We start from the raw sequence: 14,947 nt of genomic DNA on the forward strand, positions 1-14,947 counted from the left end.
AAAAAATTAATTCAAATCAAACTAGCGTGGAGAAACTGGGATTTCGTCATCCTTAGCAACTAATTCTCCCGAAAGTAGTTCTTTCACAGCTGCGAGGGGCCAAGTGAAGCCTGATAGCATGAGTGGCAGTGCGGTAGGCACGTCGATAATGACTTCTCGCAATTCAGTATTGTCGCGCTTTTTGACTTCTTGAAGATAGGCACGTCCTACCCAGCCAATCCAACCAGCAATATAGAGAAAGAGAATGCTAGGAATTAGAAAGTCACCTGCATGATTGAGACGACCATCTACAATTAAGTGGGGTAAACCCTCAGGACCGCATAATTCTTGAGCATAACGCTCAAACCGCTTTTGCCCTGAATTAGGATCGGCAGTAGTATTGCGGGCAGAAGCTGCCCTTTGGATAAATTCTGGAGATTCACTACAAGGCACAAGCCCTGCACCAACGGCTAATGCCTGCGGTACAAAATTAAACCACAAACTGATGACAAGGACTAGAGCAAACAATCGTCGCATGGAATTGTTTCCCTTTATTACAAAACCTAAATTTTGTTGTACGATAAGCAGCCTGGACAAGCTAGGCAAGCGCTCATATGGAAGCAATCATACTCTTGCGTGTGAACCTAGTAAAGTTTGCAGTGGATAAAGTTTAAGCTACTTAATATAGTCGGATAAATTCTGCTTGTCATTGTTAGAATTCGCACTTAAGACGCCTGTTTCAAAATTATGTCAACTGTTTTAGCGCTAGAAACTAGCTGCGACGAAACTGCTGTCGCCATTGTTAAAAATCGTCAAGTTTGTAGTAGTATTGTGAACTCACAAATTGCGATTCACAGCCAATACGGTGGAGTTGTTCCAGAAGCAGCTTCGCGCCAACATTTAGAGATTATTAATCATGGAATTGAGCTTGCTTTGACGCAGGCAAATCTCACGTGGCAAGAAATCGATGGAATTGCCGCAACGTGCGCCCCAGGACTTGTTGGAGCCTTATTAGTAGGAGTTACCGCCGCAAAAACGCTAGCGATCGTGCAGCAAAAACCGTTTATCGGCGTGCATCACCTTGAAGGACACATTTATGCAAATTATCTGAGCGAGCCGAGTTTAGAGCCGCCTTTTTTGAGTTTGCTCGTTTCTGGCGGGCATACGAGTTTAATTTATGTCAAAGATTGTGGTGTGTACGAAACGTTAGGCGAAACCCGCGATGATGCGGCGGGAGAAGCTTTTGATAAAGTAGCGCGATTACTCAAACTCGGTTATCCTGGCGGTCCAGTAATTGATAAACTAGCGCAATTAGGCAACGCACAAGCCTTTTCGTTACCCGAAGGCAACGTTTCGCAACCAAGTGGCGGGTATCATCCGTATGATTCGAGCTTTAGTGGTTTAAAAACCGCAGTTCTGCGGCTAGTACAGCAACTCGAAAAAGAAAGACAACTCCCCGTAGAAGATGTTGCCGCAAGTTTTCAAGCGAGTGTTGCGCGATCGCTCACCAAACGGGCGATCGCCTGTGCGCGAGATTACAATCTCAACACAATAGCTGTTGGTGGTGGTGTTGCTGCAAATAGCGGCTTGAGACATCATTTGACGACTGCTGCGAGTGCGCACAACTTGCGTGTCTTATTTCCCCCACTCAAATTTTGTACCGACAATGCCGCTATGATTGGTTGTGCTGCGGCGGAACACCTGGATCGCGGTCACACTTCCCCCCTGAATTTAGGCGTCCAATCCCGATTAACGTTGACTGCAGTCATGCAGTTATACCAACACAATGGTTGGACATAGTATTTGTCCCATTTCTTCCTCTGCTCACGCCAGTTGCTACAACGGAGGAAACTTGCGCGCCGCACCGGCTCCTCTGCTGCTGTGGTTATGCTGCGCTAGAAGCAGGCGAATTTGATTAGCAACAGTTTGCGGGTGTTCGACCATTGCTAAATGTCCGCACTCAGGAATTTCCATGACATTATTGCCACACGCTTCAAATAGCGGATGAAAGCTTGCCAAATGCCGGACGTACTTCGGCTCCATAATTTGATCTTTGTCGCCTGTAATAAAATACACGGGTTGCTGAAGTTGGGATACAACTTTTGGTAAAAGATTAATTTCTGCTTCGGTCGTTGAATCTAAAAGCGTTCCCAAAGCGGCGTCAGGATGTGCGACAACAAAATCAATCAACCGCTGACGACCCCATGTAGGTGCGATCGCTTGCGCCACATTAGCACGAGTAAATAGTAAATCGAGCAGTGGTAAATAACACAACCAACGCGGACGATATTTGATTAGTTTTGAACCCCAACTGCGAAACTGCTCAAAAGCTTCTTTAAGATAAATACCGCCACCCGCATTAATACAAATAACTCCCTTAATCCGGTCTGGCATTTGGTCAGCTGCCCACAACGCAATACTACCACCCAACGAATGACCAATTAACCAAGCGCTTGTAATATTGAGTTTCTCTAAGAGAATTATTAAATCTTGTGCATAAGCAGCAGCAGTGTAGCGCGATGAGGAATGGTGAACCGCCGCAGCACCCACCGAAGCCGGAACCAAACTCGAAACATTTTCTGAGTGTGGCAACTCACGGTTAACTTGATTCAGTTGCGACTGACCAAAACCGCGCAGATCGTATGCTAGACACTGAAAGTCTGGGGATAACTGTTCGATGATAGGCTGCCAGTATCCACGGCTTAATAGCCAACCGTGAATAAATACTAAAGCATGAGTATCTGCTGTGGGAGTCGTTAGCTCGTAGGCGTGGGGGACTCCTAGAATTTCAATGGTTGCCATGCTTATATCCTATCCTGAACGCTCCCCACTAAACTTGAGTTTTCGATAAAAAAGAGTTGTAGCTTTGATATAGCTTCCCTAATTTCTCAAGAGTTCAAAGATCAGAGGGCGGGGACGCACTTTTCTCAGAACTAGGGTTCAAGGTTAAAGATTGTGACTTGGAATCAGATTCGAACGCGTTGAATGCACGCTGTAGAAAAATTTGTTTCAACGAACAGAAATGAGAAATTAAGATTGTTTGATCCCCAACTTCTGACACCTGACGCCTAAGATCCAACCTGTCTCAAACTAAATTCAGCTTTTTAGTGAAAAATGCTACATTTGGGAATAGCTAGTTGGTGACACGATACATTGATTCTGCTTAACTGACTTAGGCACACTTGTATTCACCAGCATTATTGCTGAATGAATAAATTTGAGAGTACCAGATAGGTGAGTTAACACAATAAACTGTAAAGTGACAGACTAGTTTATGCACTTGTAATCATAATTATCTACCCGAACCACATTGGCATGGGTTTTTGGAAAAGCTGGTTTAGCGGTTCTGAGATAGCCTCTGGCACCAAAACGACTGTAAATGAGGAGTACGCAATTGAAATGGCAAACGGCTCCTCTCCAAGTAGCGATCGCCTAGAAAAATCTGGCGAAGGCGATCGCATTGTTTTTAGTAGCGAACGTGAAATTGACTTATACGAACTAGAAGAACTATGTGATGCGGTCGGTTGGTCGCGTCGTCCGCTGCGCAAGGTAAAAAAAGCCATACAGCATAGTTTCTTGGTGGCGTCAATGTGGGAAGTTCGCGGTACTCAACGAAGACTTATCGGTTTTGCGCGGGCGACTTCAGACCATGCCTTTAATGCCACAATTTGGGATGTTGTTGTGCATCCCTCGTTTCAAGGTAAAGGTTTGGGTAAGGCATTGATGAAGTACATGATTAAAAAACTCAGAAGTGAAGACATCAGCAATATCACATTATTTGCCGACCCCCATGTCGTAGATTTTTACCGAGGCTTAGGATTTATGTCTGACCCCGAAGGTATTAAAGGAATGTTTTGGTATCCAAATTAGTCTAGACGAAATTAACATAAGGTTTTCTCTTCTGTGCCAAACTTTGCTATGCTATACTAGCGACGATACGAATTAAAGCAACGGGATGTAGCGCAGCTTGGTAGCGCGCCTGCTTTGGGAGCAGGATGTCGCAGGTTCAAATCCTGTCATCCCGATAGTTAGGAAGTAAAATAACTTAGCTAGAAAGGCAAAGGGCAAATAGGGATATATCTGCCTTGTTGACTTTCACAACGCTATTGCTCCAAGCAGTCATAATCGTCATTGCTCAGCAAATGACTCAATTGTCAACTAAAACCAAAAGCAAATGTAGTGCGGAACGATCTACCTATTTGTAACGTCTGGCTTGGATGTTATCAGTTAATGACTCACACAACCAACAAAGCGATCGCCAAAGCGCTAACATAACAAAAATCACGACAGCGCGTTTACAAATCAGATACTTTGTCATACTCTAGTGGGCTATTGATGCCAGGAGCAGTTATGAAATCAATTTTTCGTTGGGGCGCAACTTTAGGAATATTAGGAAGCGCCGTTATGAGTTCTGCCCTCGCAGGTAATCTGCGGGCGCTGGCTTTGCCACAAGAGCAAATTTTGCAGAAATTAGGGTCTGTCCCCGTATTTACGATCACTGATAGTAAGGGTGCTCCCCTAGTCGCGACTCCGCCGCAGAACGCACAAAACCAAAATCAACAAAATCAAAGTCCCGTCGCAGGCGTTTTTATTAGCCAAAAAGATGCGCAAGCATTTGTCAACAACCTGAAGAAAACAAATCCACAGCTAGGTAATACAGTACGCGTTGTCCCTGTACCGTTAGGAGAGGTCTACAAGCTTGAACAAGCCAACGCAAATCAACCAAATTCTTTAGATATAGCTTACATACCAGCTAAACAGCAATTTGATGCTGCCTTAACTTTACTACGGCAAAGTGGTAGCAACTCAGAACTGCGTAAAGCGTGCGAACAAAATAAAAGAAGATTAGAAGACTGCGTAGGAACTCCGCTGTTTGTCGCACGAGCCGGAAAAGAAAAAGGCTACCTGACGATGAAGATAAACCGTCCACAAGCCAATAATCAGCAAGCAGAAGTTGAAGTCATTCCTTTCTACTTCAACAAAGAAGAATTACAAGGAATGCTCGATCGCTTCAAGAAGCAGCAACCTGAGTTAGCTTCTACCGTTGATATCCAAGTTCTCAATTTAGAAGGAATGTTAGAAATTCTGAGAACTCGCAACGACGAAGGCGTACAACAAATTGTGCTGGTTCCGCCGCAAGAGTCGATTCAGTACGTGCGATCGCTCCAACAATCTGCCGGTCAACAAGCACAACCACAGCGCCCAGCACCACAACAAGCCGCGCCGCAGCGCCCAGCCCGCTAATACATGAACGATCAGTTGCTAACATCTGGTTTAGCACTTTGGCAATGGCGTAGTGCTGCTCAACGAGCAGCGCTTTCTGCTCGTATTCCTGTTACTGAAGTAGACTGGTTACTGCAAGAAGTCGCCGGATTAGACCGCCTTTCACTGCGTTTAGGCTCGTTCAAAAACTTGCCGGAAATTCAACTGCAACTACCGCTGAGCGATTTAGATCGCCTATGGCAACGACGTATTCACGATCGCCTACCAGTGCAATACATTGCAGGAGCGACACCCTGGCGACAGTTTAAGCTAGCGGTTTCTCCATCTGTACTCATTCCCCGTTCCGAAACAGAGTGTTTAATTGATTTAGCTGTAAGTGCAGCCCAAAAAAGCGATAAACACCATGAATTAGGACACTGGGCAGACTTAGGAACAGGTAGTGGCGCGATCGCTATCGGACTTGCTCAAGCAATGCCACAGGCAACAATTCACGCAGTTGATTGCTGCGCAGCAGCCTTAGCCGTCGCGCGCCAAAATGCCCAAGCCATTGGTTATACTCACCGAATTCAGTTTTATCAAGGCTCGTGGTGGGAGCCTTTAGAGTTTCTCAAAGGTCAACTCAGCGGTATTGTTTCCAATCCACCCTACATTCCGAGCGAACTTGTCCCACAGCTACAACCCGAAGTCGCACTGCACGAACCGTGGTTAGCACTCGATGGCGGTGTCGACGGTTTAGACTGTATTCGTCATCTCATATCTACATCAGCAGTGTACCTAAGACCTGGTGGTATTTGGTTGATTGAAATGATGGCAGGGCAAGCCGAAGTTGTTGCCACACTGTTGCAAAATCACGGTAGCTACGGCAACATTAAAATTCATTCAGATCTTGCAGGCATCGAACGCTTTGCTTTAGCCTATCGCAGCAACAAGGAATGATGCAGGAGCGTGAATTTTGAGTTATACAGATTTTTCTTAACTCAACACTCTCAACTTATAACTTCCCTGATCTCTGACCTCTAGATGTTATGCCCCAAGTTTCTCTTGACGAACTGATCGCTAGAGTACGTTCTGGTTATGTTGTTAGCTTTCCAACAGATACCGTACCCGCGCTGGCGGCTTTACCAGAAAAAGCAGATTTAATTTTTGCACTCAAGCAACGCAGTCAAGATAAACCGTTAATTCTGATGGGTGCAAAGGCAAGCGACCTGTGGGATTTTGTTGCTGGAGACGATCGCACGCCCTGGCAACAAGTTGCTAAGTTATATTGGCCTGGAGCTTTAACGCTTGTCTTGCCTGCCTCACCACGCGTGCCTAAGCAGATGAATCCGAGCGATCCGAGTACAATTGGATTGCGGGTGCCAAATTGTGCGATCGCGCAAAGTATTCTAGAACAAACCGGTCCTTTGGCGACAACAAGTGCTAATTTATCCGGTCAGCCACCGCTACGCACGATGGCAGAAATCGCCCTTCAGTTTCCTGATGTCTTAACATTACAATCACAAGCGACAACACCAAATATTGGCGTTCCTTCGACTGTCGCGAAATGGACAGATCAAGGCTGGCAAATTTTGCGCCAAGGCTCAGTCAAGTTAGAATTTTAAATTTGTACATAACACGAATGACAAGCTGGATGAATTGGGTGTATCTAGCATTTGGGCTAGGGTTAGGGCTGGGAAGTCGGCGTATTGCACAAGCGTTTGGTAATAAATTAGCTAAAACGCCTTTGCATTCTTCATCATCAGTAATTGATACCGATACCCAAATAGTATTAAAATTACAACAAACACAAATAGCATATCACTTAGTACGCGAACTCAGTCAGTTCAAAGCCGGATTTTTGGTACGCACTGCGCACGAGTTGCGATCGCCACTCAATAGCTTAATTGGATTGCATCAGTTAATTCTGTCTGATTTATGTGACAATCCAGCCGAAGAGCGTGAATTTGTCGCCCAAGCGCATCAGCTAGCGTTGAAACTAGTAAAATTGCTCGATGAAATTCTCGATGTCGCCCGCATTGAAAATAGCAGTAATCACCTAGAAATTCAGCCGTTACAATTAACAGCGGTTATCGAGGAAATCGCTCATTTGACGCAGACTGTAGCAGCCGACCGTAGTATCAAAATACAAGTATCGCCCGCCGATCCAGAAATTTATATTTTGGCAGATCCGCAGTGGTTGCGCTTAGTGCTTTTAAACTTAGTAGATATTTGCATTCCAAAAATGGAAGCCGGTAGCATTACGATATCATCTCAAACCTCACTCGATACCGAATCGGTTGATATTTTCTTTGATGTACCACTACCAATAGACACTTGGTCTGAACCATTAGACGCAATGCAGTTCGAGCAACAGATTAGCACTACTGTGGCGGCAGACAATCACACGCTTTCCGCCGGATGCAAACTTTTATTGAATCAAACCGTGTTAGAACTGATGCAAGCCAAGTTGAGCTTTTTGCCAATTGCTCGTGATGTTGATGTAGCTCAAAGTACTCGTATTCAGGTAACTATCCCCTTGGTAATTCCTGAAGCTGAATTTCTTGAGTAGGGAAACCTAGTTTTGGCTGGTTATGGAGAACCATCGTCGTGCTTGAGTTGCACTCAAAACCAATTCGTTCGTAAAAGCTTTGCTGATGTGTTGTCATTAAGTAAACACGTTCCACGCGGTTCATATGTGGATGGCTTAAAACACTTTCAACAAGCTTGCGCCCAAGCCCAGCACCTCGATAATCAGGGTGAATGACTACATCCCAAATTGTTGCACGGTAAACACCATCTGATGTTGCTCTAGCAAAACCAATCAATTTTTCGCCATCCCAGACACTAATGACGGGTTTACTATTAGCGATCGCTAGCTGCAAATCTTCAAGACTGCGATCTTGCGCCCAAAAAGCCGCTACGTGAAACAAGTCGTGTAGTTGATGGATATCGACCGGAGATTGGCAGTGACCATCTGCCGCAATCGAACTATCGCAGAATTGAATATGGCTGTAGTCCATAGTGTCTTGATTTGAGCTTCATACATCGTAACGCTTGCTTTATATTTTGCAAAATAAAAGTTGTTACTGGGTAGATTCACTAAACTGAATTTGCCACAGGGTTATTTGTAAAACTGTTACCAATTAAACTACTGATATGGTGGTATCAGGGGTCAGAGGTCGGAGGTTAGGGTTAATTGAGGTGTGTGGTAATTAATTCTTGTGATGGGGAGAACCGTCCAATTTCTAAATCCAATTGTCAGGATTCGCCGACTTAGACCAATCTAGAGCAAGTATTTTCTTCAGAACCTGCTAAGTTGGAATATCGAAAATCGCAATGATAGAAAGCATAACGAGAATGCCAGCAGATTATCCTCGCGACATCATTGGTTATGGGCGCACGCCACCCGATCCGCAATGGCAAAACCAAGCACGAATTGCCGTGCAGTTTGTGATTAATTATGAAGAAGGAGGAGAAACCTGCATTTTACATGGCGATCAAGCGTCAGAAACATTCTTGTCAGAAATTGTTGGTGCAGTACCTTTGATGGGTTTGCGGCATATGAATATGGAGTCAGTCTATGAATACGGTAGTCGGGCTGGCTTCTGGCGATTGCATCGGATTTTTACTCAACGCGGTATTCCTGTCACCGTTTATGGTATTGCTATGGCATTAGAACGCAATCCCGAAGCAGTTGCGGCAATGCGCGAAGCTGAGTGGGAAATGGCAAGTCACGGCTGGCGCTGGATCGATTATAAGTATTTTGGGGAAGCGGAAGAACGCGAACATTTACACACAGCGATCGCAATTCATACACAAGTAACAGGTAGTCGCCCACTGGGCTGGTACACTGGGCGCACAAGTGCTAACACGCGCAAATTAGTTGTAGAAGAAGGCGGCTTTCTCTACGATTCAGATAGCTATGCAGACGACTTACCTTACTGGATATATGACTACGGTAAGCCGCATCTGGTGATTCCTTACACTTTAGATAACAATGATATGCGTTTCGCGACAACTCAAGGTTTCAACTCTGGCGATCAGTTTTTTGCTTATCTGCGCGATGCTTTTGATGTTCTTTATGCCGAAGGCGAAACTGCACCTAAAATGATGAGTGTCGGATTACACTGTCGCTTAGCAGGTAGACCAGGACGCGCTGCATCTTTAGCTCGTTTTCTTGACTACGTACAGCAACACGATCGCGTTTGGCTTTGTCGTCGCATTGATATTGCCCAACACTGGCACAAGCATCATCAACCTTAGCTACCTGCTGTGATCTGAGCTACACGACTATCACTAATATTTTGCTAAAACCAAAAACGATTTATTCAAAGATGGCCGTAGGCATAAAATGCCAAATTGGACGCAAAATTTTCATAGCTTACTCAATTTATTTCTAGAATTGCAGTGTCCACTTTGTCAGCGTCCGACTCCACAGGAATTTTGTCAAGACTGTACAAGACAGCTACAACGTTGTAAATTATCGAATCCTCAAGAATTTTGGCGAGGAGAGTTACCCGTCTTCGCCTGGGGAAACTATAGTGGAACGCTTAAACGCGCGATCGCTGCTTTAAAATATGACAATCAACCGCAAATTGCTAAACCGCTAGGTCAATGGCTGGCAAAAGCCTGGCTTGATTCACAACCCCAACAGAGGTTAATTGTCGTACCCATACCCTTACACGCCGATAAATTGAAAATGCGCGGCTACAATCAAGCCGAATTGTTAGCCGAGAGCTTTTGTGATTTTACGGGACTAGTTTTGCAGCCTCAGGGGATAAAACGGATTAAGGCAACAGACGCACAATTTAGTTTATCCGCATCGCAAAGAGAACACAATTTAGCAGATGCATTTGTACTTGGAACCGAATTTCACCGCCAACGTCCAAATGATCTAGTGCTGTTGCTTGATGATATTTATACCACTGGAGCAACTGTGCGTTCAGCAGTTCAAGCGTTACAAAAACAAGGAATCTCTGTCTATGGTGTTGTCGCGATCGCCACTTCTAGTCGAAATATAGTTCCAACAGGAAACAATAAAGTGTAAAGTTTAATGTGTCATTCTCTGCTTTCTGCGTTTGTGCCATGCAGCAATTTAATGAAAGCATAGGCAAATATCTTTAAACGCGCCTTATAATAAACCCACTTAAGCTGTTTTGCCGGAATATTGCGTTAAATGATCATAAAAGCTTTGGCAACAGGGGTGAGTAATCTCCTTGTTTCCCTAACGTTGCTAGCAGGTGCAACAAGTTTCGTTCCCTCAGCGATCGCCCAACAAACTCAACAAACAAGGTTATATAATCCGATTCCCTTACCACCGAGTAATCAGGTTTCTGATACGCTCTCAGAAAGAGACATCCCTACCGGAGATGGGGGATTTGCGCGCGATTACCTCGTAAGGTTTAACCAGGGCGATAATATTGCGATCGATCTCACCTCGGATAACTTTGATACGATTGTTACCTTGATGTCACCCGAAGGCGCAACACTCGCAGAAAATGATGATGGTCCTGATGGAACAACAAATTCTTTGCTCTTTACTCGCATCAACCAAACTGGAAATTACATCATCCGCGTTCGTTCGTTTGGTGAAACAGGTGGCGGGGCGTTTGTGTTACGGGTGACGCGGTTACGACCAATATGATTTAACTGGATTTTAGGGGATAGCCTGGCGGTCGCGGCTGCGCAAACTAAGTCCACCTTCGTGGACTCATTGAGAGAATTAGAGTATTGTGAATTACGCATCACGATTATGGCACCGTTAGCACACATAGTAATAGTGCTTCTGTCCATTCTACGACTGCGCCGTAGGTGTCTCCGGTGTGACCACCGAGTTTGCGATTGAACCAAGCACCTGTCAAAAATGCGATCGCAATTCCACTCGTCGCCATAACTACCGCATGAATCGCCGCATCGCGACTGAGGACAATTTTTAATCCACTCAAGCCTAGTAAAAGTAATAATCCTAGCAGAATATCTCGCGGCTGCAATGCGGCTTTATGAAACGAACCTTTACCTGTTGGTTTGAGGTAAGGATAACGCGCGATCGCGATTTGTTGGCCCCAGCGTCCCCAACCGCAGACAGCCATCAAACTTAACCAACGATCAGAACTGATTTCACTCAACGCCGCCGTTTTCAGAAGTAATAAGGCGACTGCTGCGATCGCGCCAAATGCTCCTGTCGCACTATCTGTCATGACTTGCAGCCTGCGTTGTGGATCTTGTACGGCTAAGCCATCGGCGGTATCCATTACCCCATCCAAGTGTAATCCGCCAGTCAAGGCAATCCAACTAACGACAATTAAAACACTGCGAGTTAGCACGGGTATTCCGACAAAGTAGAATCCCGCATCTAAAAATCCGAGAATTCCCCCAATCAATAATCCGACTAGCGGTACGTAGCGAGATACGCGACAGAAATCTAGCTTTGTCGCCCAAGGTATCGGAAGACAAGTATAGAAAACAAGCGCCGCTGCAACATCACACCAGAGTTGTTTCCACCACTGTTGCTTATCCACCACTAGCGCGTATCAACATAAAGTAAACAAAAATAAATAGAAAATCAGATGTCAGCAACAGGATCGTAATCCAAATCTTGAGATAAGATTGACAGGGACAGAGCATTAAGTAATCTGTTCTATCAGTCATCTTACCTTTTCTATGCCTCTCTAACAAAGCTTCTACCAACTTATTGACTGCGTTACATAGATGTAGTTTGATGTCAATCAATGACATAATCTACGTCTTATCTATATAGAATTCGTAGATGTCTTAATGTGTAACGTCAGAAAAAAGTTATGTAATTGAGTACTTCACACTCTAACGGAAGAACTGCCCCTCTGTTTGTATTCTCTGTAATTGCTAAAAGGCTGTTTGATTATGAATCACCATAGCTCCGACACTAGATTACCAGCACCATGCATTATTCATACTGGTATAGTCGTTAACAAAATAGATATGCGGAGACTGCTGGCTGATTTAGGGCGCGTCCGCTATTTGCATATTCAGGAAGGCAAAATACAAAGCGAGGGTGAAGGTGATGTCGTGGAAGTCATTGCGAGTCCAGACCAGTCTACAATCGTAGCTAACCACGCGCTTTATTTAAATGTTTATAGTTTTGATTACGTTGAATTACAACAGTCACCGCAGCAGGAAACTTATTTTGATTTAGTCCAAGATAACCGTTGCTTGCGATTGATTCCGCTGTCCACCCCGATGCAAGAGCGTGCTTCACGTAATTTCAATGAAACAGCTTTAGAAGTCATGATGGAGCAAGTATTTTCTGCAAGATGGGATGCAGAAAATGACGATGACGGGGCTTGTCCATTTTAGAAGGGGTGAGGAATAAAACGCTACATATCAAAAAAAGTAGTTGCTATTTTGAGTGAGAAATTCTCGTTTCAGGTTTTGGCTGAGTGTAGTCAAACGAAAGCACGCGCTGGATTTTTTATTACACCGCATGGTCGTGTTGCAACACCACGGTTTATGCCAGTAGGAACGCTGGCTAATGTAAAAACTATTACTACAGCACAATTGGGAGAAACCGGAGCGCAAATGGTGTTAGCTAACACCTATCACCTCCACCTGCAACCAGGCGAAGCAATTGTAGCAAAAGCTGGCGGTTTGCACTCGTTTATGCAGTGGCACGGACCAATGCTCACCGATTCGGGTGGATTTCAAGTTTTTAGCTTAAGTGAATTGCGGCAAGTTACTGATGACGGCGTGACGTTTCGTTCGCCGCGCGATGGTCAAGTGATTAATATCACACCAGAAAAATCAATTCAAATTCAAAATACGCTGGGTGCGGATGTAATTATGGCATTCGATGAGTGTCCGCCTTACCCTGCAAGTCGCGAAGTAGTCGAAGATGCTACAAATCGGACTTACCGTTGGTTAGAACGTTGTATCGCTACACATCAACGTCAAGATCAAGCATTGTTTGGCATTGTTCAAGGCGGCGTTCATTTAGATTTACGCGCCCAAGCTGCACTCGAAGTTGCAAAATTGAATTTACCAGGATACGCGATCGGTGGTGTGAGTGTCGGAGAACCACCCGAATTGATTCATCAAATTGTTGAAGCAACTGTGCCATTACTTCCGCGTGAAAAACCGCGTTATTTGATGGGTGTGGGGACGTATCGGGAAATGGCAAAAGCCGTCGCCGCAGGAGTGGATTTATTTGATTGCGTGATTCCAACACGATTAGCGCGACATGGTGCGGCGTTAGTTCAACAAGGCGATCGCTGGAATCTCAAAAATACTCGGTTTCGCGAAGATTTTACACCACTCGATGAAACGTGTCCTTGCTACACATGTCAAAATTTTACCCGCGCGTATTTATGTCATTTGGTGCGATCGCGCGAAATTTTAGCTTATACGCTTTTGAGTATTCACAACATTACCGAACTCATCCGCTTTACGCAACGAATGCGCGAAGCAATATTAAGCGATACTTTTGCAACCGAATTTGCACCTTGGCTAACACAATCTGCGCCAACAGATTCATCTAATTCATAGCTGTTGTTATGAAAGTAAATATAATTGTTTATAAACAAAACGAGCAATATTTAGCGGAGACTGCCCTTCTAGGAGGAATTAGAGAAGTAGATGCTAGAAAGCAAACGATTATTTATCGACTCAAGATTCAGATACTAAAGAGAATAATAAGCTACAATACAAAAATTTTAAATTTAATAAGATTATTTTTAATGTTCAAGATCAATCTAATATAAGAAACTTTTTCAAAGATATAAGAGAAAAGATATCGCTTGCCTGCATGCATTCTATTGAGAACAGTTATGTTTTTTTTCAGTCTATCTTTTCTAATGTATTGCAATTGTTTATAGTTGCTGGCTTCATATCTATAGTAGTTATTACAATTGATTTTTTACAACAAATATTTGAAGGCAATACTACAGGTGCAACTATTATAGGTGCTTTCATTGCGCTTATAGGTATGGTAGTATCTATTGCGATTCAAACTCAGATAAAACACAAAGAAATTTTAGCCAATCAGCAGAAAGATAGAATCAGTAAAATAGTTAATGATTATGAAAAAATTAGAGTTTTTTTGAATCGATCAAGGTATGTTTTTATCGAAGAAACATCTGCTTTCATAGAAAAAATTGATGAAAGAGTTAAAATATACGCTTCCGATGAAGTGCTTCATTTATGGACTATAAAAAGAAAAGAAAAATATTAGCTATTCAAAATGAACCAAGTAATATTACTATTCATGACTTGCAAGAGTTAAGAAATTTATTTGTTTCATAAGAGTAGAAATGGGCTTCAACAATAGTAATTGGATTCGTAGATGTATCTATGATGATTTAGAAAAAAATAGATAAACTACCAAAAATAGAAAATAATTTATTTTTAGCGCAAGAGAAAGTTAATGAGTTTTGCCAACGTTGGAAAATTATAGAAATCTCGCTGTTTGGTTCTGTACTGCGAGATGATTGTTCGGATAGTGATATTGATGTTTTAAGTGGCTTTTACTTCAGATGTGCCTTGGACATTACTAGGTTTAGTGAATATGCAACAAGAACTAGAGCAACATTTAGATATTCCTTGGACATCAATTGCTGGAATGCGTGATAAATTAGTTCACGGTTATCACGGTATTAATACTCAAAGACTTTAGCTTACAGTAAAAATAAGCATTCCTGAATTTTTATTGCTCTAGAACCATTTTTACCTCAAGCAGGAGAATAAGAAGATAATATTTCTTTTTCTGCACTCGCTATTGGAGGATAATCAATTTTTC

General features: G+C 43.5%; 17 protein-coding genes, 1 tRNA gene and 1 pseudogene. 15 read left to right on the plus strand and 4 right to left on the minus strand.

Features of this window, described 5'->3' with window-relative positions:
* Positions 1-21: 21 nt before the first annotated feature.
* Entirely contained in the window at positions 22-516 is a 495-nt protein-coding gene (locus NIES1031_RS07495) for a Photosystem I reaction center subunit III (RefSeq protein ID WP_073548836.1), read from the minus strand.
* A 210-nt stretch (positions 517-726) separates the two neighbouring features.
* On the opposite strand from NIES1031_RS07495, the gene tsaD reads away from it, so the two are divergent.
* Positions 727-1,779, plus strand: coding sequence for a tRNA (adenosine(37)-N6)-threonylcarbamoyltransferase complex transferase subunit TsaD (gene tsaD / locus NIES1031_RS07500; RefSeq protein ID WP_073548837.1), 1,053 nt, complete (start codon positions 727-729; stop codon positions 1,777-1,779).
* Between the two features lie 36 nt (positions 1,780-1,815).
* Here tsaD and NIES1031_RS07505 read toward each other — a convergent pair whose 3' ends face one another.
* On the minus strand, positions 1,816-2,781 hold the full coding sequence (locus NIES1031_RS07505; protein WP_073548838.1) for an alpha/beta fold hydrolase: 966 nt from the start codon (positions 2,779-2,781) through the stop codon (positions 1,816-1,818).
* A gap of 597 nt (positions 2,782-3,378) precedes the next feature.
* On the opposite strand from NIES1031_RS07505, the gene NIES1031_RS07510 reads away from it, so the two are divergent.
* The 6 genes from NIES1031_RS07510 (at position 3,379) to NIES1031_RS07535 (ending at position 7,750) form a co-directional block, all read left to right on the plus strand.
* A complete protein-coding gene (locus NIES1031_RS07510) occupies positions 3,379-3,849 on the plus strand; it encodes a GNAT family N-acetyltransferase (protein ID WP_369792531.1) in 471 nt (156 codons plus the stop codon).
* A gap of 81 nt (positions 3,850-3,930) precedes the next feature.
* Positions 3,931-4,004, plus strand: a tRNA-Pro gene (locus NIES1031_RS07515).
* A gap of 325 nt (positions 4,005-4,329) precedes the next feature.
* Positions 4,330-5,223 carry a Tic22 family protein gene (locus NIES1031_RS07520; protein ID WP_073548944.1) on the plus strand — a complete coding sequence of 298 codons (894 nt, stop codon included), beginning with the start codon at positions 4,330-4,332 and terminating at the stop codon, positions 5,221-5,223.
* 3 nt (positions 5,224-5,226) lie between these two features.
* Positions 5,227-6,138: a peptide chain release factor N(5)-glutamine methyltransferase gene (prmC, locus tag NIES1031_RS07525; RefSeq protein ID WP_073548840.1), complete on the plus strand. Its 912-nt coding sequence runs from the start codon at positions 5,227-5,229 to the stop codon at positions 6,136-6,138.
* An 89-nt stretch (positions 6,139-6,227) separates the two neighbouring features.
* A complete protein-coding gene (locus NIES1031_RS07530; RefSeq protein WP_073548841.1) occupies positions 6,228-6,803 on the plus strand; it encodes an L-threonylcarbamoyladenylate synthase in 576 nt (191 codons plus the stop codon).
* Between the two features lie 17 nt (positions 6,804-6,820).
* The gene (locus NIES1031_RS07535; RefSeq protein WP_073548842.1) at positions 6,821-7,750 is read left to right on the plus strand and encodes a sensor histidine kinase; all 930 of its coding nucleotides are present in this window, start codon (positions 6,821-6,823) and stop codon (positions 7,748-7,750) included.
* Here the strand turns inward: NIES1031_RS07535 and NIES1031_RS07540 are convergent.
* Positions 7,710-8,201, minus strand: coding sequence for a GNAT family N-acetyltransferase (locus NIES1031_RS07540; protein WP_073548843.1), 492 nt, complete (start codon positions 8,199-8,201; stop codon positions 7,710-7,712). The genes NIES1031_RS07535 and NIES1031_RS07540 overlap by 41 nt on opposite strands.
* Positions 8,202-8,517: 316 nt before the next feature.
* Here NIES1031_RS07540 and puuE point away from each other — a divergent pair, with 316 nt between their 5' ends.
* The 3 genes from puuE (at position 8,518) to NIES1031_RS07555 (ending at position 10,825) form a co-directional block, all read left to right on the plus strand.
* Entirely contained in the window at positions 8,518-9,444 is a 927-nt protein-coding gene (puuE, locus tag NIES1031_RS07545) for an allantoinase PuuE (protein WP_236738749.1), read from the plus strand.
* An 88-nt stretch (positions 9,445-9,532) separates the two neighbouring features.
* Positions 9,533-10,228 (plus strand): ComF family protein, encoded by a 696-nt coding sequence (locus NIES1031_RS07550; protein WP_073548845.1) that lies wholly within the window; start codon positions 9,533-9,535, stop codon positions 10,226-10,228.
* Positions 10,229-10,357: 129 nt separating this feature from the next.
* Positions 10,358-10,825 (plus strand): PPC domain-containing protein, encoded by a 468-nt coding sequence (locus tag NIES1031_RS07555; protein WP_073548846.1) that lies wholly within the window; start codon positions 10,358-10,360, stop codon positions 10,823-10,825.
* A 106-nt stretch (positions 10,826-10,931) separates the two neighbouring features.
* Here NIES1031_RS07555 and cobS read toward each other — a convergent pair whose 3' ends face one another.
* Positions 10,932-11,702, minus strand: a complete 771-nt coding sequence (cobS, locus tag NIES1031_RS07560) for an adenosylcobinamide-GDP ribazoletransferase (RefSeq protein ID WP_073548847.1) — start codon at positions 11,700-11,702, stop codon at positions 10,932-10,934.
* A 358-nt stretch (positions 11,703-12,060) separates the two neighbouring features.
* On the opposite strand from cobS, the gene NIES1031_RS07565 reads away from it, so the two are divergent.
* From NIES1031_RS07565 to NIES1031_RS25495, 5 genes and pseudogenes are all read left to right on the plus strand, one after another.
* On the plus strand, positions 12,061-12,513 hold the full coding sequence (locus tag NIES1031_RS07565) for a hypothetical protein (protein ID WP_073548848.1): 453 nt from the start codon (positions 12,061-12,063) through the stop codon (positions 12,511-12,513).
* A 48-nt stretch (positions 12,514-12,561) separates the two neighbouring features.
* Entirely contained in the window at positions 12,562-13,698 is a 1,137-nt protein-coding gene (gene tgt / locus NIES1031_RS07570; RefSeq protein WP_073548849.1) for a tRNA guanosine(34) transglycosylase Tgt, read from the plus strand.
* Positions 13,699-13,957: 259 nt separating this feature from the next.
* A complete protein-coding gene (locus tag NIES1031_RS07580; RefSeq protein WP_073548851.1) occupies positions 13,958-14,383 on the plus strand; it encodes a hypothetical protein in 426 nt (141 codons plus the stop codon).
* 155 nt (positions 14,384-14,538) lie between these two features.
* A pseudogene (locus NIES1031_RS25960) lies at positions 14,539-14,655 on the plus strand (nucleotidyltransferase family protein); the annotation flags it as partial.
* Between the two features lie 13 nt (positions 14,656-14,668).
* Complete coding sequence (locus NIES1031_RS25495; RefSeq protein ID WP_084544271.1) at positions 14,669-14,824, plus strand: HepT-like ribonuclease domain-containing protein; 156 nt, start codon at positions 14,669-14,671, stop codon at positions 14,822-14,824.
* Positions 14,825-14,947 lie beyond the last annotated feature (123 nt).

The organism is Chroogloeocystis siderophila 5.2 s.c.1 (assembly GCF_001904655.1).
Taxonomy (GTDB): Bacteria; Cyanobacteriota; Cyanobacteriia; order Cyanobacteriales; family Chroococcidiopsidaceae; genus Chroogloeocystis; species Chroogloeocystis siderophila.

Excerpts from the sequence above, each read along its gene's own strand:
- NIES1031_RS07540 (WP_073548843.1), bottom strand. The coding sequence starts at position 8,201 with ATGGACTACAGCCATATTCAATTCTGCGATAGTTCGATTGCGGCAGAT.
- NIES1031_RS07550 (WP_073548845.1), top strand. The coding sequence starts at position 9,533 with ATGCCAAATTGGACGCAAAATTTTCATAGCTTACTCAATTTATTTCTA.
- NIES1031_RS07535 (WP_073548842.1), top strand. The coding sequence starts at position 6,821 with ATGACAAGCTGGATGAATTGGGTGTATCTAGCATTTGGGCTAGGGTTA.
- prmC (WP_073548840.1), top strand. The coding sequence starts at position 5,227 with ATGAACGATCAGTTGCTAACATCTGGTTTAGCACTTTGGCAATGGCGT.
- NIES1031_RS07520 (WP_073548944.1), top strand. The coding sequence starts at position 4,330 with ATGAAATCAATTTTTCGTTGGGGCGCAACTTTAGGAATATTAGGAAGC.
- puuE (WP_236738749.1), top strand. The coding sequence starts at position 8,518 with ATGATAGAAAGCATAACGAGAATGCCAGCAGATTATCCTCGCGACATC.
- NIES1031_RS07530 (WP_073548841.1), top strand. The coding sequence starts at position 6,228 with ATGCCCCAAGTTTCTCTTGACGAACTGATCGCTAGAGTACGTTCTGGT.
- NIES1031_RS07565 (WP_073548848.1), top strand. The coding sequence starts at position 12,061 with ATGAATCACCATAGCTCCGACACTAGATTACCAGCACCATGCATTATT.
- tsaD (WP_073548837.1), top strand. The coding sequence starts at position 727 with ATGTCAACTGTTTTAGCGCTAGAAACTAGCTGCGACGAAACTGCTGTC.
- NIES1031_RS07495 (WP_073548836.1), bottom strand. The coding sequence starts at position 516 with ATGCGACGATTGTTTGCTCTAGTCCTTGTCATCAGTTTGTGGTTTAAT.
- NIES1031_RS07580 (WP_073548851.1), top strand. The coding sequence starts at position 13,958 with ATGCATTCTATTGAGAACAGTTATGTTTTTTTTCAGTCTATCTTTTCT.
- NIES1031_RS07505 (WP_073548838.1), bottom strand. The coding sequence starts at position 2,781 with ATGGCAACCATTGAAATTCTAGGAGTCCCCCACGCCTACGAGCTAACG.
- NIES1031_RS07555 (WP_073548846.1), top strand. The coding sequence starts at position 10,358 with ATGATCATAAAAGCTTTGGCAACAGGGGTGAGTAATCTCCTTGTTTCC.
- NIES1031_RS07510 (WP_369792531.1), top strand. The coding sequence starts at position 3,379 with ATGGCAAACGGCTCCTCTCCAAGTAGCGATCGCCTAGAAAAATCTGGC.